Here is a 19470-nt window from a genome sequence, read left to right as displayed (position 1 = left end):
GGGTGATCTGCGCGATCAACGCATCCGCGTCACACGGGACCGGAATCCCCGTCGGCTTCTTCTCCGAACCCCTGCCCTTCTCCCCGCCCTTGCCCTTGTCGGCGCGCTTGCCGCGATCACCACCGTGCTCATCGGCGACGGTCAGGGTACGCCCGAGCGCATCCGCCGCCGGGCTGGCAGCAACGCCGACGGCGCTCAAGGCCAGACCGGTCACCCCGGCCAACCCCACCGCCCACCACCGCCGCCGCGCCCGACCCCCGCCAGGCCGCACCGGCCCCTGAGTCTGGTCCTGATTACTCATCGTGAACTCGATGTCCTTCCCCCGTACCCGACAAGGACCCACCACCCGCACGCACGAGGGCCGCCCTCGGCTACCAACCGGCGGTAGCAGCCACCCGCAACCTAAACCGGGTAAACAGCACACATCAACCTGAACGCGAATAAATAACTGAAAAGGGATGCTAATGGTTTGCGGTCAACAGACCTTTCGCGGGCACCTCTGTGCCAACGAAGATTGACCGCGGGTGCGATCTTTGCCGAGCGGGTCGAGTTGACTCGGGTGGGAGGGCCACTGTGCCGACGCACGAGGTGTTCAACCAGGTGCCACCCCTGGTCGACTACGACGTGGCGGACGACCCGGCGCTCCGCTCCGGGCTGGCCCGGGAGGGAGCCGGCTGGGCCGCCGCCGAGCTGCGCGACCTCGGCCGGCTCGGCGGCGCCGCGGCGGCGATCGAGCACGGTCGGTTGGCCAACGAGCACCCACCCGTACTGCGTAGCCACGACCGCTACGGGCACCGGGTGGACGAGGTGGAGTTCCACCCCTCGTGGCATGAGCTGATGCGGACCGCGGTGACCTTCGGCCTGCACGCCGCGCCGTGGGCCGACGACCGACCGGGAGCGCATGTCGCCCGCGCCGCGAAGTTCTACACCTGGCGGCCGGACGCCGGGCACGGCTGCCCGATCTCGATGACCTACGCGGTGGTGCCGGCGCTGCGGCACGCCCCGGAGTTGGCCGCCCAGTACGAGCCGCTGCTGACCGCCACCACGTACGACCCGGGGTTGCGTCCGGCGCTCGGCAAGCACGGCCTGCTGGCGGGCATGTCGATGACCGAGAAGCAGGGCGGTTCGGACGTACGCGCCAACACCACCCTCGCCCAGCCGGCGGCGGACGGCAGCTACCGGTTGGTCGGGCACAAGTGGTTCACCTCCGCACCGATGTGCGATCTCTTCCTGACTCTTGGCCAGGCCCCGGGTGGGCTGACCTGCTTCCTGGTGCCTCGGGTGTTGCCCGACGGCACGCGCAACGCGCTGCGGTTGATGCGGCTCAAGGAGAAGCTGGGAAACCGGTCGAACGCCTCCGCGGAGATCGAGTACGAACACGCGGTGGCGTGGCGGGTCGGCGACGAGGGGCACGGCGTCCGCACCATCATCGACATGGTCAACCTCACCCGGCTCGACTGCCTGATCGGCGCCGCCGCCGGGATGCGCCAGGGGGTGGTCACCGCGGTCCACCACGCCCGCCACCGACGGGCCTTCGGGCGCCCGCTGGTCGACCAGCCGTTGATGCGCAACGTCCTCGCCGACCTGGCGGTGGAGTCGGAGGCCGCGACCGTCCTGATGCTGCGGCTCGCCGGTGCGACGGACCGGTCCGCCCGGGGTGACGCCGACGAGGCCGCGTTCCGGCGCCTCGGTGTCGCGGTCGGCAAGTACTGGGTCTGCAAGCGGTGGCCGGGGCATGCCGCCGAGGCCCTGGAGTGCCTGGGTGGCAACGGGTACGTGGAGGAGTCCGGCATGCCCCGGCTGTTCCGGGAGTCGCCGCTGAACTCGATCTGGGAGGGCTCCGGCAACGTGGCCGCCCTGGACGTGCTGCGGGCCTTGACCCGCCAGCCGCGGGTGCTGGCCGCGTTCGAGGCCGAGGTGGACGCCGCCGCCGGTGCGGACACCCGACTCGACGCTGCGGTCCGGCGGCTGCGGGTGAGCCTGGCGGACCCGGCCGACGCCCAACTCCGGGCACGGCACCTGGTGGAACGGCTCGCCCTCGTCCTACAGGGGTCGCTGCTGGTGCGACACGGCCACCCGGCGGTCGCCGAGGCGTTCTGCGCGTCCCGGCTGGGCGGTGCGCACGGCTACGCGTACGGCACGCTGCCCGCCGGGGTCGACCGCACCGCGATCATCGACCGCGCCACGCCGAAGGTGGGCTGACCCACCGCGCCGGCCGTGGCCACCAGGCAGAACGGGGAGGCGGCCAGCCACTGCCGGTCCCGCTCGTGCAGGTGCGTTCGCTCCTTCGTGGCATCCCGAGCCGTCGGTACGCCCAGTAACTCCCGCAACTCCTCGTGAGTGGTGATTTCTACCGTCACGTGCCCCTCCCTCGTCCGTTGACCATGGCGGCGGTGCGTCATCGACAGCCTAGGTGGCATCGGCCGGGGTGAGGTTTGCCGAACAGTGGAGGCCCGGGTATGGAGAGCCGACTCAGAGTGTTGGGTCATCCCCTCCACCCAATGCTGGTGATGTTCCCGGTCGCCCTGCTCGCGACTGCCGTGCTCTTCGACGTGGTCGACATCGTGGGCGGGCCCGACTTCCTCGGGGAGGTCGCCTACTGGAACCTCACCGTCGGCCTGGTCGGTGCTCTGCTGGCCGCGGCGGCCGGGACGGTCGACCTGCTCGCCATCCCAGCTGGTACCCGGGCCAAGCGGGTGGCGCTCACCCACGCCGCCGCGAACGTGGCGCTGATCCTGCTCTTCGCCGCGGTCTGGGCGGTCCGGCTCAACGCCGACTCCCGGGCCGCCGGCGGCGCGCTCATCGCGATCGAGATCGTCGCCCTGGCGATCCTCGGGGTCAGCGCGTGGCTCGGCGGAGAGCTGGTCGGCCGGCTCGGCGTCGGGGTTGACCGGGACGCCGACCTGGACGCGCCCAGTTCCCTGCGGCCCTCGACAACCCCCAGTGAATAGGAGAAGTGTGATGAGTGAACCCGGCGGCGGGATCGGCCAGGGCAGGCGTGGCCGGCAGCAGGGGTGGGACCCGATGGGCGAGCTGCATTCGCTCCGCGCCGAGCTGGGGCGGCTGGTGGGGGGTCGGTCCGACTCGACGGACCTCCAGCTGGACGAGACCGAGGACGGCTGGGAGGTGATCGTCCGGCTGCCCGGGGTGGCACCCGACGAGGTGGCCGTCGAGCTGGACGAGCGGGAGCTCTGCGTCCGGGCCCGGTCGGAGGCCGAGGTCAACGCCGACTACGGGATCCTCGACGGCTCCGAGACCCGGGCATTCGTGTACCGGGTGGAGCTGCCGTCCCGGGTGGACCCGGAGGCCATCGACGCGGTGATGGATCACGGTCTGCTCCGGATTCGGCTGCCCCGGACCGTCCGACCCGAGCCCCGCACCATCACCGTCGGGCACAGCGGTGCTCGCGGCGGCGGTGACGGTGGTACCCCGTTCCCGGTCGACCCCGCCGCCAACCGGGAGCTGCACCACCCGCACGTCGAGACCGACCGGCCGTAGCGCGCCGATGGCCGCCCCGCACCTGCTCGGCCCGGCCGCGCAGCGCGTACCCGAGGTGGAGCGGATCGCCGTGCTGCGGGCCAATGCGCTCGGTGACTTCATCTTCGTCCTGCCGGCGCTGGCCGCGTTGCGGGCCGCGTACCCCGCGGCGGAGATCGTCCTGCTCGGCGCGCCGTGGCACGCGAAGCTCTGGCGGGATCGGCCCGGTCCGGTGGACCGGGTCCTGGTGGTTCCGCCGGCTCCCGGGATCCGCCGTCCGGAGCCGGACGAGCCGGACGAGCCGGAGTCCGGGCTGGCGGACTTCCTCACCCGGGCCCGCGCGGAGCGCTTCGACCTGGCGTTGCAGGTGCATGGCGGCGGGGCCAACTCCAACCCGGTGGTGGCCGGCCTCGGCGCCCGGGTGACGGCCGGTCTGCGGGCCGAGGACGCGCCACCGCTGGACCGCTGGCTGCGGTACGTCTACTACCAGCACGAGGTGATCCGCTACCTGGAGGTGGCGGCCCTGGTGGGGGCCCCGGCGACCACGGTCGTCCCCACCCTGGCGGTCACCGACGCCGACCGGGCGGAGGCGGCCGAGGTGCTCGGCCCGGCGGACCGGCCGCGGGTGGCGCTGCACCCGGGCGCCACCGACACCCGTCGACGTTGGCCGGTCGAACACTTCGCGGCCGTCGCCCGGCAGCTGCACCGGGACGGGTACGAGGTGCTGGTCACCGGCACCCCGGTGGAGCAGGAGGTGGTGGACCGGGTGGTGGCGGCGGCCGGGGTGCCGCTGCGGCCGGAGGTCGGCACGCTCAGCCTCGGCGGGCTGGCCGGCTGCTACGCCGGCTGCGCGCTGGTGGTCGCCAACGACACCGGGCCGCTGCACCTGGCGGCGGCGGTCGGCACCGCCACGGTCGGCATCTTCTGGGTTGGCAACCTGATCACCACGGCTAGCCCGCTGCGGGGCCGGCACCGCCCGATCACGTCCTGGACGGTGCACTGCCCGGTCTGTGGGGTTGACTGCACCCCGGGCAGCTATCCCCACCGGCCCGGCGACGGCGAGTGCCCGCACCGCGACTCGTTCGTGGCCGAGGTCCCGGTGATCGAGGTCCTCGAAGCCGCCCGCGACCTGCTCGCCGACGGAGAACAGCCGGCCCCGATGCCCTGAGCCGGGCTGCGGATTTCCGCCCACCGGTCAGGCCTGTTCGAGGAGCACCTCCCACGCCTCAACCTCACGTTCGGTGACGGTGGTCGGTGACTCCAGGTGGAACGCCCCGCTGGGCAGGACGCCGGCACCGCCGTGCCGCTCCAACACGGCGAGCTGGGCGGCGACATCCTCCCCCTGGTGCCGCTCCGGCACCCGTCGCCAGAAGTCGAAGCCGCCCGCGTCCACCAGCTTCTCCCGGTCGTACAGCACACAACCACCGATCCAGGACACCTTGTACGCCCGCCAGGAGTCCGGCGGCAGGCGCAGCCGCTCGGTGACGTGCAGCAGGTTCGCGGCCGGGTGGAGCAGTGCGCGCTCCCACTCCGGGGCACCCGGGCGGATCCGCTCCGGCACCGGCGGCCCGTCCCACTCCTCGTAGTGCCGGTGCGTCTCCGGGCGGATGTCGTGCCGGTACGACAGACCGTGTACGGCGTTGCCGACGAACCCGCAGCCCAGCTCCGCGATCGCGGTGACCAGCCGGCGCAGGGTTCCCGGCGCCAACCACACGTCGTCGTCGAGGCAGAGCACGTAGCGGGCGGTCGAGGCGGCCAGCAGCGCTGCCCGGTGCTCGGCCATTCCACGCCGGGGTAGTCGGCGGGTCAGCAGGACCGGGTGTCCCTGGTGGCGCAGGACCCGGACCATCGCGGCCACGGCCGGGTGCGCGTACGCGGGAGCGTCGTCGGACTGGTCGCTGACCACCACCCCGAAGTCGGGTACGCCTTCCTGGGCGGCGAGCCCGGAGAGGGTGACGGCCAGCTCGGCGGGGCGGTTTCGGGTGGGGACCAGTACGTCGAGGTGTCGGTCGGCGCGGAACTCGTCGGCGGTGCCGCGCTCGAGGGGTCGGCTCACGCCTGCCCCGCCACCGGTGCGCTGCCGCCGTGCGCGCGGATCCGGTCGATGATCGCCGAGGTGGAGCGGTCCGGCACGTAGCCGAGGGTGCGGACCTGGCCGCCGAGCCGGCGGACCAGGGGTGCCTCCGGCACCAGCTCCGGCGGGTAGTCCCCGCCCTTGACGTAGATGTCCGGCCGGGTGGCCTCGATGAGCCGGGCGGGCGAGTCCTCCTCGAAGACCACCACATGGTCAACGTGGGTCAGCGCCGCCAGCAGGGCCACCCGGTCCTCGACCGGGTTGACCGGCCGGTCGGCGCCCTTGAGCCGGCGGACGCTGCCGTCGGCGTTGACCGCCACCACGAGCAGGTCGCCGAGGGCGCGGGCCTGCTCCAGGTAGCGGACGTGCCCGGGATGCAGCACGTCGAAGCAGCCGTTGGTGAAGACGACCGAGCGGCCCGCGCGGCGGTGCGCACCGGCGATCGTCGCCAACTCGTCGGCGTCGACGAGGGTCGGGGCGTCGCCGTCGCCGGACCGGTTGAGTGCGGTGAGCAGGTCCTCCCGCCGGCAGACACAGGTGCCGGTGTCGGAGACGGTGATGGTGGCCGCGAGTTGGGCGAGCTGCGCGGCGGTCGGTAGGGGGGCGTCGGCGGCCAGGGCGAGGGTCATCGCCGCCAGGTACGCGTCTCCGGCCCCGACCGTGTGACTGGCCGGCATCGGGTTGCTGTGGCTGCGGTTGGGCTCGCCGTCTGGGCCGGCGACGACCGCGCCCTCGGTGTCCAGCGTCACCGCCACGACGTCGGCGCCGGTGTGCTGCCGTAGCTCCGCCAGCCGGGACTCGGCCAGTAGCGCCCGGTCCGGCCGCGCGGCGTCCCCGCGCGCTCCGGGTTCGATCTCCTCGGCGGCGACTCGGCCGTCGCCGGGTGCGACTCCCACGGTCAGCTCGGAGGGGCCGTCGGAGCGGGCGCGGTCCGGGTGGTCCAGGTGCAGGCCCTCGCCCCCGCCCCCCGGCCGGGCCGCGGTGTGGGCGAGCAGTCGGCTCGCCTCGGCGAAGCTCGGCGTGACCACGGTCGGGGCGAGCCCACGCCAGTCGGCGAGGTCATGCGCGTCCAACGCGACCGTCGCGTACCGCTCCCGGTTGGCCACCAGCCACCCGCGTACCGGTGCGGGCAGGGCCCCCAGCGCGTAGTCGCAGACCACCAGGGTCGGCGCCGCGCCGCCCGCCGCGTGTAGCTCCGTGGTCGCGCAGGCCAGGGCGTCGAGCAGCCGAGCCACCCCGGCATCGTCCAGGGGCTCCGCGGGACCACCGGAGTCCTCCCGGAGCAGGATCTGGCTGCCGGCGAGCATCCGTCGCTTGACCGGGGTCGGGCGGCTCGAGTGGCTGACCGTGCGGTCCCACACGCCAGCCCGGTCCAGGCAGTCGTGCACCTCGTCGCCGGCCACGTCCGCGCCGATCGGTGCGACCAGCGCGGCCCGTCCGCCGAGCGCGGCGATGTTGACGGCGGTGTTCGCCGCACCGCCCGCGGCGGAGATCCGCCGACGCAGGGTGAGGATCGGGGCCGGTGCCTCCCGACAGAGCCGATCCGAGTCGGCGAACCGCCACTCGTCGAGCATCGCGTCCCCGACGACCAGGACGGGGCGTCCCAGCCAGCTCTCCACCACGGCGGCGAGTCGGTGCTGTTCCGCTGCTGCTCCTGCCATGTCCGTCCGGGTCCCCGCCGGTCCGCCGGGCCAAACCTGGCGGTGCGGGACCGGCGGCGGACTATTTGAGGATCAGACGGTTCGTCTGCTCGAAGACATCCAGGTCGGCGAGGGTCTCCGGGACGCTGGCCGACAGCGGGCTGGGCAGGTGGCCCCGGTCGAAGAAGGCGGCATCGGTGGTCTCATCGGTGACCCGGGTGAGGTCCCCGTCCCACTCCTCCACCCGGAACGCGGTGGTGAAGATCTGGTACGTGTGCCCGTACATGTTGGTGTGGGTGCGGTCCGGCCCGGTGTAGAGGGCGAAGGCGCTGACCCGCAGGGCGCGCAGCCCGGTCTCCTCCCGAACCTCCCGTACCGCGCAGTCGGCGATCGACTCACCCAACTCCATCGCCCCTGCCGGCATGGCCCAGTGCCCGTTGTCGGCGCGCTGGATCAGCAGGATCCGGTCTGCGTTGTCCCGCACCACCGCGCGGGCGCCGACGAACATCAGCGTCCGGTCGCCGGCGAGGGCGCGGAGCTGTCCGACGTAGGAATCTGCCCAGGAAATGCTCACTCCGGCTAATCTACGCACCGCCGCCGGGGCGAGATGGAGATCCGGGGTTCCCAGATGTGATCGGTGACACTACTTTGTTGCTCATGCGGAGCACGATGATGGATGCCCCCCTCCAGGTCTCCCGGATTCTTGACCACGGCGCCACCGTGCACGGCGCGGCCACGGTGGTCACCTGGACCGGTGCCGAGCCGCGCCGGATGAGCTACGCCGACGTGGCGCGTTCGGCCGCCCGGCTGGCGCACGCGTTGCGGGACGAGTGCGGGGTGACCGGGGACGAGCGCGTCGCCACCTTCCTGTGGAACAACACCGAGCACCTGGTGGCCTACTTCGCGGTGCCGAGCATGGGCGCGGTGCTGCACACGCTCAACATCCGGCTCCTCCCGGACCAGGTCGCCTACATCGCCAACCACGCGCAGGACCGGGTGGTGCTGGTCGACACGACCCTGATCCCGCTGCTGGCGAAGGTCATCGGCGACCTGGGCACCGTCCGGCACGTGGTGGTGGTCGGCGGTGGTGATCCCGCCCCGCTGGTCGCGGCGGCCGGTGACCGGATCGCCGTGCATCACTGGGATGCCCTGCTGGCCGGCAAGCCCGACAGCTACGACTGGCCGGACGTGGACGAGCGTTCCGCCGCCGCGCTCTGCTACACGTCCGGGACCACCGGCAACCCCAAGGGGGTGGCCTACTCGCACCGCTCGCTCTACCTGCACTCGCTCCAGGTCTGTATGCCGGAGTCGTTCAGCCTCGGGCCGAGGGACCGGGTCTTGGGCATCGTGCCGATGTTCCACGCGATGTCCTGGGGGCTGCCCTATGCGGCGTTCCTCTGCGGCGCGTCGCTGCTCCTGCCGGACCGGTTCCTCCAGGCCGCCCCGATCGCCGGGATGATCGCCGCCGAGCGGCCGACCGTCGCCGGTGCGGTCCCGACCATCTGGACCGACCTGCTCGCCCACCTGGACAGCCACGACGTCGACACCAGCTCCCTGGGAGAGGTGATCGTGGGTGGGTCGGCCTGCCCACCGGCGCTGATGCACGCCTTCGAGGAGCGGCACGACATCCGGATCATTCACGCCTGGGGGATGACCGAGACCTCTCCGCTCGGTTCGGTGGCCCGCCCGCCGGCCGGTGCGGACGAGGCCACGGCGTGGCGCTACCGCTACACCCAGGGGCGGGTCCCGGCCGGCGTCGAGGCCCGGATCGTTGGCCCGCAGGGCAGGCAGCTGCCCGCCGACGGCACGTCCGTGGGGGAGTTGGAGGTCCGCGGGCCGTGGGTGACCGGGCGGTACGTCGGCGACGAGACCCCGGACGAGGAGACGTTCCGGGACGGCTGGCTGCGTACGGGTGACGTCGGCACCCTCTCCCCGGATGGCTACCTGACGTTGACCGACCGGGCGAAGGATGTCATCAAGTCCGGCGGTGAGTGGATCTCCTCGGTGGAGCTGGAGAACGCGCTGATGGCCCACCCGGATGTGGTCGAGGCCTGCGTGGTGGGGGTCCCGGACCAGCGTTGGGGAGAGCGGCCGTTGGCGACCGTGGTGCTTCGGGAGGGGGCGAAGGCCGGGGTTGCGGAGCTGCGGGGCTTCCTCGCCGAGTCGGTGGCCCGCTGGCAGCTCCCCGAGCGGTGGGCGGTCATCGACGCCGTGCCGAGGACCAGTGTGGGCAAGTTCGACAAGAAGGCGGTTCGGTCCCGGTACGCCGAGGGGGAGCTCGCCGTCCGGGAGCTGGCCTCTTCGTAGCCGCCACCACCCCCGGCCGGGCGGGTTGGGCTGGTGCAGGGAGGGGGCCGCGGTCGTGGCATAGGGGGGCGGCCCCGGCGTTCGCACCGCGCCGGGGCCGCCCGTTCAGCGCGGGGCGACCCGCACTGTCATTCTCGCGAGGACGATTCGCCTCTGTCCTCCATACCTGGGAACTTGATACGGGGGGAGGATTGCCCGGTCCGATCCGGGTTCACCGGTCGTTCGAGGTGTTGATCAACACCTTGCCGATCGCCCCCTCCTCCACTGCCCGGTGCGCCGCCTCGGCTGCCGGCAACGGGTAGTGGTGCAGCGGCAGCCCCGCCTCCTCGCCCACCCGGACGCCCCCCTGCTCCACCGCCGCCGCCACATCCACGACGGCCTGCGCCTTCGCGGCCTTCGGCGCGGTGTAGACCAGGACGAACTGCCAGCGGGCGTTCAGGGCCATGAGGGGCCGGACCGGCAGGGTCACCTGACCGCCGCCGTCGTCGGCGTACACACAGACCGCGCCGCCGGTCCGGAGTAGCTGGACATCGATGTCACTGTTGCGCGTGGAGACCTCGACGATCGCGTGGACCCCCGCTGGTGCGATCTTGCGGACCTCCGCCACCACGTCCTGTTCCCGGTAGTTGACCACCAGATCGGCCCCGGCCGCCGCCGCGAGTTTCCCCTTCTCCGCGCTGCTCACCGTGGTGACTACGCAGGCGTCCGCCCAGCGCGCGAGCTGGATCGCCGCGTTACCCACCGCGCCCGCTCCACCCTGCACCAGCACGGTGTGACCAGCGAGCGCCCCGGCGTGTAGCGCGTCCGGCAGGTACTCACCGGCGGTCAGGCACCGGTGCGCGGTCAGGAACGGAATGCCCAGGCACGCGCCGAGGTCGAAGGAGGCAGCGCCGAGGCGGACGGCCTGCCGGGCCGGGAGCAGCGTGTACTCGGCGGTCGTTCCCCACGGCCGCTGCCAGGCGGCCTCCCACACCCAGACGCGTTCGCCGATGAGGGACCGGTCGACTCCCTCGCCGACCGCCTCGACCACCCCCGCGCCGTCCTGGCCGGGTATCTGCCAGCCGGCCGGCAGTTGGCCGTCTCGTCGTGCCTTCCAGTCCGTCGGGTTCACTCCCGCGACCGCCATCCGGACCAGCACCTCGCCGGCCCCCGGATCGGGCACCGGCCGGTCAACCGGCCGCAGCACCGTGGGGTCGCCGGTGCGCTCGTACACGATCGCTCTCATGCCGCCTCCATCGCTTTCATGCCTTCTTCTCAGCTGCCTGTTGGTCTGCCGTACCCGGCCGTTCCTCGCCTATCCCGCCGTGGACCGTCGCCACGACCTCCGGCGTCAGCTCGCCGATCGAGGAGAGCACCACCGCGGCGAGCCGCTCGGCCGCCGGCTCCAGCGGGTACGCCCCGTGCGGCACCGCCACCACGGCCATCCCCGCGGCCGCCGCGGACCGGACGCCGTTGGCGGAGTCCTCGACGGCGACGCAGCGGGCCGGGTCAACACCGAGCCGTTCCGCGACCGCCAGGTAGACATCTGGAGCCGGTTTGCCGTGCCTGGTCTCCTCGGTCGACAGCGTCGCGTCGAAGGTGTCGCTGAGCCCGGTCGCGTCGAGCGCCGTCCGGATCAGCCGGGTCGGGGAGGAGCTGGCCAGGCCCAGCGGCCACCGCCCGGCGGTCCGGCGCACGGCTTCGACGCCGCCATCGATCAGCGGTACGCGGTGCGCGTACCGCCGGGACATCTCCGTGACCACCTCGCTGGCGACCTGCTCGGCGGTCCGGTCAACGCCGAGCTCACCGCTGAGGTAGCGGGACCATTCGCCGGTGCTCATGCCCATCAGCCGGCGCTGCGAGTCGGCCTGCCAGGTGCCGCCGTGTGCCGAAACATACGCCCGCCGGACCTCCTCCCAGACCGGTTCGGAGTCCACGATCACGCCGTCCAGGTCGAAGATCACCGCAGCTACCATGCCCTCATCCTGCCGGACCGTGCCAGCGGCGCCGGTCAACCCAGGGACGGCAGGCCGATCGGGTTGTCCGGCGGGATGATGGTGTGCCCGGCCCGGACCACCGGGTCGAGCAGTTCCCGGAGCCGGGCGCTGCGCTCCGGGCCGAGTGCCTGCCACGGGTGGGTCGCCGCCGCGTCGGTGGCCGCCTCGACGGTGCCGAATCCGGCCTGTCCCCGCTCGGTCGGTTCGCCGTCGGCGGTTAGCCACCCCCGGTCGTGGAGCCGACTCGTGGCCGCCGCCCACTCCTGCTCGGTCCAGCCCCGGCCGAGCAGGGCGGCCGCGGGTAATCCCACCGCGACCCGCCAGGCCAGCGTCTCCACCGGGTCGAGGTCGGCCGCGACGAGCGCGGCGATGTGTCCGTCCCCACGGTGCTCCCGCAGGACCGTCGCCGCCTGCCAGAGCCGGGCGAGCGGGTATTCACCGCGCGGCAGCGCCGCGTTCGCCGCCCCCAGCACCCGGCCCGCCGTCTTGGTCTCGACCGCCGCGGCCTCCATCAGGTCGGCGGTCTCCGTGAGGTGGGACTCGGGCAGCTCGTAGGTGAGCTCGGCGAGGGCCTGGACGGCACCGGTGAGTCGGGCGCGCAGGGCCTCCTCCGGGGAGGCCAGCTTCCAGACCGCGGGCAGCGCGCGCTGCACCATGTGCGGGGCGAAGTGGTAGAAGGCCGCGGTCACCGGTGCCGCGGCGGTGGCGCCGAGCGGCGCGGACCGGCCGGCGAAGTAGCCCCGCCAGTAGCCGCGTAGCCCGGTCGCCTCGTACGCCGCGCGGGCCCGGGGATGGAAGTACGTCACCGCGTGCACCGGCTCGAAGTGGGTCCACATCAACCGGGCTGTCCGCCCCGCGTCGTCTGTCATGCGCACCTCCGCGTCCGTTCCGGCCCCTTGGGGGTATCTGCCCCCGGTTCGACGAACCTACTGCCGTTCGGTAACGGTATGGAAGCCCACTGTGGCCAACTGCACCGGCGCGGGGCGGGGCGGGTTACTGCGCGTCGAGCACGTCCACGACGAAGCGCAGCGGACCGGCCGGCTGACCGCCCTCGGGGGTTGGGTACGCCAGTTCGGTGGGGATGTCCAGCTGCACCCGGCTGCCGATGGTCACGCCGACCAGGCCCTGGTCCCAGCCGGGGATCACCGTACCGACCCCGATCGGGAAACTCGCCGGCTGCCCGCGCGACCAGGACGAGTCGAACTCCTCGCCGTCTTCGTAGCGGACCCCGACGTAGTTGACGGTGATCGTCTGACCGCTCTCCACCGCGGGCCCGGTGCCCTCGATCAGGGGGGTGACGAGGAGTTCGGTCAGCTCGCCCTCGCCCGCCTCCATGGTCGGCGGGGTGTTCAGCGCCGGGTCGGCCCCGTCCGGCAGCTCGATGCCGCCGGCAGCCGGGTCGGGGGCGTCCGCCGACGGGGTCCCCGCCGACGGGGTGTCCGCCGCGGTCGGGTTGCCGTCGTCGTCGCCGGCCGGGCCGACCAGCACGAACACGGTGACCAGGAGGGCCGCCACGGCGACCCCGGCGAGACCGCCGGCCCAGGCCTGCCGGCGACGCTTCGCCTCGGCCGCCTTCTGCTCGGCGAGCTGCGCGGCCAACCGCCGCTCCGACTTCTGTGCCCGGTTCTGCGTCCGCTCGCTCACGGCGTCGACTCCCTGTTCGAAGATGGTGGCCGGCACCGTGTGCCGGGGGAAGGCCGACGAACACGGTACCCGCCGAGGTCCCCGTGGTGCAGGTGCCGGGCGACCTCTTGTCCGGTGGTGACCGGCGTCGCCAACGGTGACCGGGGTCGCCAACGGTGGCTGGTAGCGCCAGTGGTGGCCGGCTCGCCGCTCAGGCGGTCTTGCGGGCGCCCTTGCGGGCCGGTGACTTCTTGGCCGGCTCGGCCCGCTGCCCCTCATCCTTCTTGGCGGTCGTCTTGGTCGCCGTCTTCTTCCCGGCTGTTTTCTTGTCGGCCTTCTTCTCCTCGGCCTTCTCCTTTTCCGCCGGCTTCTTCGCCGGAGTTGTCTTTTCGCTCTTCTTGCCGGCGGCTTTCTTCGGTGGGGCCTGCTGCTCGGCGGCCTTTCGCTGGGCGGAACGCGCCGCCGAGATGGGGGTCGGTTCGCCCGAGCCGGAGCCGGCGGGCTTCTCGCCGCGTGCTGCCTGGGCCCGCTCCACCGATGCCTTCAGCGCCGCCATCAGGTCCACCGCCGCCGCCGGAGCCTCTTCGACCTCCTCCGGCTGGACGACCTCGCGGCCCTCCACCTTCGCGTCGATGACCTCCTTCAGGGCGGTCCGGTAGTCGTCGGTGAAGACGTCGGGCTGGAAGTCACCCGCCATCGAGTCGATCAGGGAGCTGGCCATCGCGAGCTCCGGGGGGCGGACCGTCAGGTCCTCGTCGAGAAAGCCGAACTCCGGCGTCCGGATCTCGTCGGGCCAGAGCATCGTGTTGAGCAGCAGGACGTCCTGGTGCACCCGCAGCGTCGCGAGCTGCTCGCGTTGCCGGATCGCCACCTTCACGATGGCCACCCGTTCGGAGTCGGTGAGCGCGTTGCGCAGCAGCACGTACGGCTTGGTGGCGGTGCCCTCCGGCTCGAGGAAGTACGCCTTGTTGTAGAGGATCGGGTCGACCTGCTCGGCGGGGACGAACTCCAGTACGTCGATCGCCCGTGAGGTGCTCAGTGGCAGGTCGGCGAAGTCGTCGTCGGTGAGGATGACCAACTCGCCGCCACCGAGGTCGTACCCCTTGGCGATGTCGTCGTAGCTGACCTCTTGGCCGCAGACCTGGCAGGTGCGCTTGTAGCGGATTCGACCTCCGTCATCCCGGTGTACCTGGTGGAACCGAATATCCTTCTCCTCGGTCGCGGAATACAGCTTCACCCCGATCGAGACGAGCCCGAACGACACGGCTCCTTTCCAAATGGCCCGCACCCTGTGCTCCTTTCGCCGGTATCGACCATGTTCTCATCCGATGGAACCGGGCGCGAGTAGTTCCGCATTCGACTAAGGTCGGTTCGTGCCCGGCGTGCCGTCCAAGCCGATGCTCGCGACCACCGGGGAGTTGCCGGTGGGCCCGGGCTGGGCCTATGAGTTCAAATGGGACGGAATTCGAGCGCTGGTCAACATCGGCGACGACCAGCAGCGGGTGTACGCCCGTTCCGGCGTCGAGGTCACCGTCGCCTACCCGGAACTGGCCGGCCTCGCCGCGCAGGTGGATGACGCCCTCCTCGATGGCGAGGTGGTGCTCTTCGGCGCGACCGGGCAGCCATCGTTCACGGCGCTCGCCGAGCGAATGCACGTCCGGGACCGTGGTCGGGCCGCTCGGCTCGCGGCGTCCCTGCCGATCACCTACCTGGTCTTTGACCTGCTGCGCCTCGACGGCGTCGACCTGACCGGCTACCCGTGGCAGCGGCGGCGGGCGGTGCTCGACGAGTTGGGGCTGGCCGGGCCCCGGTGGGCGGTCCCGCCCGCCTTCTCGGACGGCCCGGCGACCTTCCAGGCGGCGGGGGAGCACGGCCTGGAGGGGGTGATGGCCAAACGGGTCGCTTCGGTCTACCGGCCGGGTACCCGTTCACCGGACTGGGTCAAGGTCAAGTTGGAGGTGACCGGCGACTTCGTGGTGGGTGGTTGGCGGCCGGGTGCTCGCCGGCTCGGCGGGCTGCTGGTCGGCGTGCCCCGGCCGGACGGCCGCCTCACGTTCCGGGGGCGGGTCGGCGGTGGCATCGGCGCCGCGCTGGAGCGAGAGCTGTTGCGCGAGCTGGAGCCGTTGCGCACCGATGGTTCCCCCTTCGCCGGGGACCTGTCCCGCGCTGACTCCCGGGCTGTGGTCTGGGTAGCGCCCCGGGTCGTGGTGGAGGTGAAGTACGGCCAGCTCACTCCGGATGGGCGCCTGCGGTTTCCCCGGGTGCTGCGGTTACGCCCGGACAAACCCGCCGAGGAGGTGGACGATGCCTGACCGGCTCCGGGTCGAAGTGGCTGGCCGTACGTTGGAGTTGTCGAATCTGGATAAGGTGTTGTACCCGGCGACCGGCTTCACCAAGGGTGAGGTGATCGACTACTACACCCGGGTCGCCCCGGTGCTCCTGCCGCACCTCGCGGGCCGGGCGCTGACCCGGATCCGGTTCCCGAACGGCGTCGACGGCAGCTCCTTCTTCGAGAAGAACGCCCCGGCGGCGACCCCGAGCTGGGTCCACACCGAGACGTTGCCGGTCCCCGGCTCGGCGAAGGGCCGGGAGACGATCGACTACGTGGTCGCCGACGAGTTGCCGACCCTGGTCTGGTTGGCCAACCTCGCCGCCCTCGAGTTGCACACGCCACAGTGGCAGATCGGGGCGCATCCGGACCTGATGGTGGTTGATCTCGACCCGGGTGCACCGGCCGGGCTTCGCCAGTGTTGTCAGGTCGCCCTGTTGCTGCGGGAGCGGCTCGCCGACGACGGGATCGAGTCGTATCCGAAAACATCGGGAAAGAAGGGCATGCAGCTCTGCTGCCCGATTGCCGGCACCCAACCGGCCGACGTGGTCTCCGGCTACGCCCGGCGGGTCGCCCAGGAGTTGGAGCGGGCCCATCCGAAACTGATCGTGTCCAAGATGGCGCGAAAGCTGCGGGCCGGAAAGGTTTTCATTGACTGGAGTCAGAACAGCGCGGCGAAGACGACGGTGGCGCCGTACTCGTTGCGTGCGCAGCCGGTGCCGGCGGTGTCCACCCCGCTGACCTGGGCTGAGGTTACGGCCGGGGCGGCCGGCGAACGTCCGGCGCTCACGCCCTACCCGGCGGCCGAGGTGCTGACCCGTATCGCCGAGCAGGGCGATCTGCTCGCCCCACTGCTTGACGGTGGACCGGAGCTGCCGGGCTAGTTGGGTGGGCGGTCAACGGTGTCCAGCCGTTTGGAGTGTCGGTGTGGCGTGTCCGAAAGGGCGATGTTGGCGTCGACCGACTGGGGTAGCGTGACCGGTCGATCACCTGCTCTCGGGGGCTTCACATGTCACGGTTAAAGAACATCGTCGTCCTGGCGGCGGCGACCGCCGCGGCGGTCGCGGTGACCGGCTGCGGGCCCAGCACGGGCTCGCCGGAGGCGGCACCGCAGTCGAGCGTGCTGGAGCTACTCGCCAACGACCTCCAGGGTTCACTTCAGGAGGCGGCGAATCGGACCAGCAACGTCGAAACCGTACGGGCGACGATGGTGGTCTCGGGTCCCGAGGACTTCGAGGTGCAGATTGCGATGGATCTGCGTGACTCCCTGAGTTACGAGGTAGTCATGGAGCTGGAGGGAGAACTCACCACCATCCGTTTGATCGACTCCGTGATGTACGTGGAGATTCCCGAGATAGCATCCGAGCGTAGCGACGGAAAGCGGTGGATTAAGACGGATTTTTCTGTCGCCGCGGGAATGGGCCTCGACGATCAGATGACGGGCATCGACGATCAGATCCGGGATGCCGACCCGGTCCAGCAGGTCAAGACACTGCTGGAACTTGAGGGAGTCACCGTTGTCGGCGAGGAGACGGTGGGCGGGGTGCCCACGGTCCACTACAGCGTCACCGCCACCATGGAGGAGCACCTCGCGCTGTTGGAGAAGCAGGGTGAGCTCGACCCCGCCAGCCGGGCGAACGCCGCGGACGAGATGGCCGAGTTCGGCGTCACGGAGATCAAAACTGAGCTGTGGATCGACGAGCAGTACTGGCCGCGCCGGGCCCGCATGACCATGGGTGAGATGGGTGAGATGGGCGTGATGACGATCGACTACACCGACTACAACGAGCCGGTGACCATCGAGGCGCCGCCGGCCGCCGAGACCGCCGACTTCGCCGACCTCCTCGGCGACCTCAGGGAGGAACTCGGCGCCACCACCTGAACGTCCGGATCCGTTTGTCGATCTCATCGGTCGCATGGCGGCCCCGGTCGCCGGTGGCCGCAGGACACGATGTCAGCCGGGGTAGTTGCCGTCAGGCGGAAGGACGCAAGCGGACCTGACGAGCAGTGCCAGCCATACTCGATCGCCTGAGCTGGCCAGTGTGATCGCCGTGCCGTCCCTGGGGTCGGACAGGATCGCTTCGGCGCCGGTGGGTCCGGGAAGGTCGCGGTACGAGGTGACCGTGTAGCCCTGCCTCTCGAGGGTGTCTCGGGCTTGGGTGACGAGGTGGCGGTGTTGGTCTGCGGGTGCGGTGATGGTGGTCTGCCCGCTGACGTAGTACATGCCGTCGGTCGCGGTCTCGCCGTTTGGACCGTTGCAGGGCACCGCGAGCAGTTGGGGCGTGCTGGCGTCTGGTGTTCCGGCGTTGACGGCGGTGATCACGGTGGAGATGTGTTGTCGGGTGGCTTGTTCGAGGTCGGCCTTGGGTTGGGTACGCACGGTGGCGCTGTTCCTTTCCGCTGGCTCTTGCCCGGTGCAGCTGGTGAGAACGAGTGCGAGACATGCCGCTATCGCGGCTTGCTTCCTCAACGCGGTGCGCTCCCGTGGTCAAGGGACACGTCGGCGTAGCGGCCGACGATAATCCGGGCTTGGTTGTTCAGACTCCCCCAGCGACGCTGGGTAGCAAGACGCACACAGGCCCGAAAGCGCCGGCGTAGATCACGTACTCCACGCTGATCAGGCGCCAACCGTGTGACATCGCCTCGTAGCAACAGGAGGTGTACGCGCCTTTGATCTTGTTCGAGAATCGACTGTTTTCCGAATAAGATCGAAAACGACCGACTGCCCCGGCTTCTTCGGGGTCGGCCTCGACTTCGCCTTGCGGGAGTCGCAGTGTGCCCAGTCCCACGGCGGTGTCTGATGGATCGGGACCCTGCCGCTCTGCCCGGCCGGGCTCACCGGCCGGGCAGAGTTGCTACCGGGGCGGACGCGGCCGGCAGCGGGAGGTGTGGTCCACCGCGAGTACGCACCGTCCGCCTCCCTCCGGCAACAGCTGGTTGCAGAAGACCCAGTGGCGCACATCCTGCTGGTCCTCGGCGGAGACGGTTACCCCGCCCGGTTCGACCCGGGCGCCGAACCGAATCAGCACCCGGGCGGCGGTCCGGGCCAGGATTCGGGCTCGCATCAGGTCGGCCGCGGTGACCGGGAGGTGGATCACCCAGCGGCTGGTCATCGGTAGTGGTGGCGAGCCGACTGGGCGCTCTGCCATTCCCGTAGGGCGTTCTTGATCCGTACATTTTCCTCCCGCACCGCGACCAGGGCGGTCTGCGCGGTGGTCAACTCGTCGGCGACCCGGTGCAGGAAGTCGCGGATCTCCACCGGGTCGAGCCCCCGTCGCCGGACCGAGAAGTAGCGGTCCCGGACCTCCCCCGGCCGCAGCGGCAGTCGGGGGTGCGTGGGCGGGGCGGGTTTGTGGTGGTGGGTGACCTCGCTGTTCGGGCCGGGGCCGGGTCGGTGCGTGAGTCGGCGGATCAGGTTGCGCATGGTGGCCACCCTTCGTCGAGTCGCGGGTAGGTGGAGGGGCGCTCCGTCGGTTGCGGCCGGCGGAGCGCCCGCCCGGCCGTCGCAGCCTCAATCGGCGGTACGACAACCGGGCCGCGCCTGGTGGTGGCGCGGAGGTGTGATCTCGGCGGCGATGCGAGACCAGTACGAGAGGCGCCAACCGACCGCAGCGGCACCGCATCACCGACAGCGACGCTACTGAGACCTCGCACCTCTGTCAACGCTTCCTTATCTGTCGAATCTAGCTCACCCTCTTCCTGCTGCTTTTCTCCTAGCTCTTGCTGCTCTCTCAGTCGGTGATCAATACTGGAAGAGCCAACCGACTGCAAGGGGCTTCCATGCCAATACCGCCAACCATGGATGAGTTGATCAGTGATCTGTTGAAGCGGATCGAGGCGGGCGAGCTTCGTCCTGGCTCGCAGATACCGTCCACCCAGGAGCTTGCCGACCACTACGACCTGTCGCTGTCGACGATTCATCGAGCCGTGGCGCGGCTGCGGGCGCAGGGGGTGTTGGTGGGGCGTCCGGGACGCGGCGTCTTCGTCGCGGAGCCGCCACGTCGTTGACGGGCCCTTGATCGGGCAGTACCCCGCGCTGCCGCC

General features: G+C 71.3%; 20 protein-coding genes and 2 pseudogenes. 9 read left to right on the top strand and 13 right to left on the bottom strand.

Going from position 1 to position 19470, the window contains the following annotated elements:
• Positions 1-301: pseudogene (locus T398_RS06475) on the bottom strand (right-handed parallel beta-helix repeat-containing protein); the annotation flags it as partial.
• 272 nt (positions 302-573) lie between these two features.
• On the opposite strand from T398_RS06475, the gene T398_RS06470 reads away from it, so the two are divergent.
• Positions 574-2202: an isovaleryl-CoA dehydrogenase gene (locus T398_RS06470; RefSeq protein ID WP_496445437.1), complete on the top strand. Its 1629-nt coding sequence runs from the start codon at positions 574-576 to the stop codon at positions 2200-2202.
• Here T398_RS06470 and T398_RS06465 read toward each other — a convergent pair.
• Positions 2202-2360: pseudogene (locus tag T398_RS06465) on the bottom strand (pyridoxamine 5'-phosphate oxidase family protein); the annotation flags it as partial. The gene T398_RS06470 and the pseudogene T398_RS06465 overlap by 1 nt on opposite strands.
• A gap of 99 nt (positions 2361-2459) precedes the next feature.
• On the opposite strand from T398_RS06465, the gene T398_RS06460 reads away from it, so the two are divergent.
• Genes T398_RS06460 through T398_RS06450 form a run of 3 tightly spaced genes read left to right on the top strand, consistent with a single transcriptional unit; the run spans position 2460 to position 4645 of the window.
• Positions 2460-2951 (top strand): DUF2231 domain-containing protein, encoded by a 492-nt coding sequence (locus T398_RS06460; protein WP_496445436.1) that lies wholly within the window; start codon positions 2460-2462, stop codon positions 2949-2951.
• Positions 2952-2961: 10 nt separating this feature from the next.
• On the top strand, positions 2962-3498 hold the full coding sequence (locus T398_RS06455) for an Hsp20/alpha crystallin family protein (protein WP_496445435.1): 537 nt from the start codon (positions 2962-2964) through the stop codon (positions 3496-3498).
• Positions 3499-3505: 7 nt separating this feature from the next.
• On the top strand, positions 3506-4645 hold the full coding sequence (locus tag T398_RS06450) for a glycosyltransferase family 9 protein (protein WP_496445434.1): 1140 nt from the start codon (positions 3506-3508) through the stop codon (positions 4643-4645).
• 27 nt (positions 4646-4672) lie between these two features.
• On the opposite strand, the gene T398_RS06445 is transcribed toward T398_RS06450, so the two are convergent.
• The 3 genes from T398_RS06445 to T398_RS06435 all read right to left on the bottom strand — a co-directional run bounded on the left by T398_RS06445 (position 4673) and on the right by T398_RS06435 (position 7765).
• Positions 4673-5533, bottom strand: a complete 861-nt coding sequence (locus T398_RS06445) for a glycosyltransferase family A protein (protein WP_496445433.1) — start codon at positions 5531-5533, stop codon at positions 4673-4675.
• Positions 5530-7212 carry a D-glycero-beta-D-manno-heptose 1-phosphate adenylyltransferase gene (gene rfaE2, locus T398_RS06440; RefSeq protein WP_496445432.1) on the bottom strand — a complete coding sequence of 561 codons (1683 nt, stop codon included), beginning with the start codon at positions 7210-7212 and terminating at the stop codon, positions 5530-5532. The genes T398_RS06445 and rfaE2 overlap by 4 nt, the downstream gene beginning before the upstream one ends.
• A 61-nt stretch (positions 7213-7273) precedes the next feature.
• Positions 7274-7765 (bottom strand): NUDIX domain-containing protein, encoded by a 492-nt coding sequence (locus tag T398_RS06435; protein ID WP_018217103.1) that lies wholly within the window; start codon positions 7763-7765, stop codon positions 7274-7276.
• A gap of 83 nt (positions 7766-7848) precedes the next feature.
• On the opposite strand from T398_RS06435, the gene T398_RS06430 reads away from it, so the two are divergent.
• Complete coding sequence (locus T398_RS06430; protein WP_496445431.1) at positions 7849-9498, top strand: fatty acid--CoA ligase; 1650 nt, start codon at positions 7849-7851, stop codon at positions 9496-9498.
• Between the two features lie 211 nt (positions 9499-9709).
• On the opposite strand, the gene T398_RS06425 is transcribed toward T398_RS06430, so the two are convergent.
• From T398_RS06425 to ku, 5 genes are all read right to left on the bottom strand, one after another.
• Positions 9710-10723 (bottom strand): NADPH:quinone reductase, encoded by a 1014-nt coding sequence (locus T398_RS06425; protein WP_496445430.1) that lies wholly within the window; start codon positions 10721-10723, stop codon positions 9710-9712.
• 16 nt (positions 10724-10739) lie between these two features.
• Positions 10740-11453: an HAD family hydrolase gene (locus T398_RS06420; RefSeq protein WP_496445429.1), complete on the bottom strand. Its 714-nt coding sequence runs from the start codon at positions 11451-11453 to the stop codon at positions 10740-10742.
• 35 nt (positions 11454-11488) lie between these two features.
• Positions 11489-12343: an SCO6745 family protein gene (locus T398_RS06415; protein WP_496445428.1), complete on the bottom strand. Its 855-nt coding sequence runs from the start codon at positions 12341-12343 to the stop codon at positions 11489-11491.
• 124 nt (positions 12344-12467) lie between these two features.
• The gene (locus T398_RS06410) at positions 12468-13154 is read right to left on the bottom strand and encodes an FKBP-type peptidyl-prolyl cis-trans isomerase (RefSeq protein ID WP_496445427.1); all 687 of its coding nucleotides are present in this window, start codon (positions 13152-13154) and stop codon (positions 12468-12470) included.
• A gap of 154 nt (positions 13155-13308) precedes the next feature.
• Positions 13309-14385 (bottom strand): non-homologous end joining protein Ku, encoded by a 1077-nt coding sequence (gene ku / locus T398_RS06405; RefSeq protein WP_496445426.1) that lies wholly within the window; start codon positions 14383-14385, stop codon positions 13309-13311.
• Between the two features lie 85 nt (positions 14386-14470).
• On the opposite strand from ku, the gene ligD (T398_RS06400) reads away from it, so the two are divergent.
• From ligD (T398_RS06400) to T398_RS06390, 3 genes are all read left to right on the top strand, one after another.
• Positions 14471-15409 (top strand): non-homologous end-joining DNA ligase, encoded by a 939-nt coding sequence (gene ligD, locus T398_RS06400; RefSeq protein ID WP_496445425.1) that lies wholly within the window; start codon positions 14471-14473, stop codon positions 15407-15409.
• On the top strand, positions 15402-16310 hold the full coding sequence (gene ligD, locus T398_RS06395; RefSeq protein WP_496445424.1) for a non-homologous end-joining DNA ligase: 909 nt from the start codon (positions 15402-15404) through the stop codon (positions 16308-16310). Before ligD (T398_RS06400) ends, ligD (T398_RS06395) begins: the two co-directional genes overlap by 8 nt.
• Positions 16311-16435: 125 nt before the next feature.
• Positions 16436-17308, top strand: a complete 873-nt coding sequence (locus T398_RS06390; RefSeq protein ID WP_496445423.1) for an SCO4651 family lipoprotein — start codon at positions 16436-16438, stop codon at positions 17306-17308.
• A gap of 72 nt (positions 17309-17380) precedes the next feature.
• On the opposite strand, the gene T398_RS06385 is transcribed toward T398_RS06390, so the two are convergent.
• The 3 genes from T398_RS06385 to T398_RS06375 all read right to left on the bottom strand — a co-directional run bounded on the left by T398_RS06385 (position 17381) and on the right by T398_RS06375 (position 18859).
• On the bottom strand, positions 17381-17806 hold the full coding sequence (locus T398_RS06385; RefSeq protein ID WP_496445422.1) for a hypothetical protein: 426 nt from the start codon (positions 17804-17806) through the stop codon (positions 17381-17383).
• A 475-nt stretch (positions 17807-18281) separates the two neighbouring features.
• Positions 18282-18539 carry a hypothetical protein gene (locus T398_RS06380; RefSeq protein ID WP_496445421.1) on the bottom strand — a complete coding sequence of 86 codons (258 nt, stop codon included), beginning with the start codon at positions 18537-18539 and terminating at the stop codon, positions 18282-18284.
• Positions 18536-18859, bottom strand: coding sequence for a DivIVA domain-containing protein (locus tag T398_RS06375; protein WP_496445420.1), 324 nt, complete (start codon positions 18857-18859; stop codon positions 18536-18538). Before T398_RS06375 ends, T398_RS06380 begins: the two co-directional genes overlap by 4 nt.
• 347 nt (positions 18860-19206) lie before the next feature.
• On the opposite strand from T398_RS06375, the gene T398_RS06370 reads away from it, so the two are divergent.
• Positions 19207-19434, top strand: a complete 228-nt coding sequence (locus T398_RS06370; protein ID WP_026273999.1) for a winged helix-turn-helix domain-containing protein — start codon at positions 19207-19209, stop codon at positions 19432-19434.
• Positions 19435-19470: the final 36 nt, after the last annotated feature.

Source organism: Salinispora goodfellowii (assembly GCF_059570675.1).
Note: the sequence above shows the minus strand (reverse complement) of the source record. Positions and strands in the feature narration are given on the sequence as shown.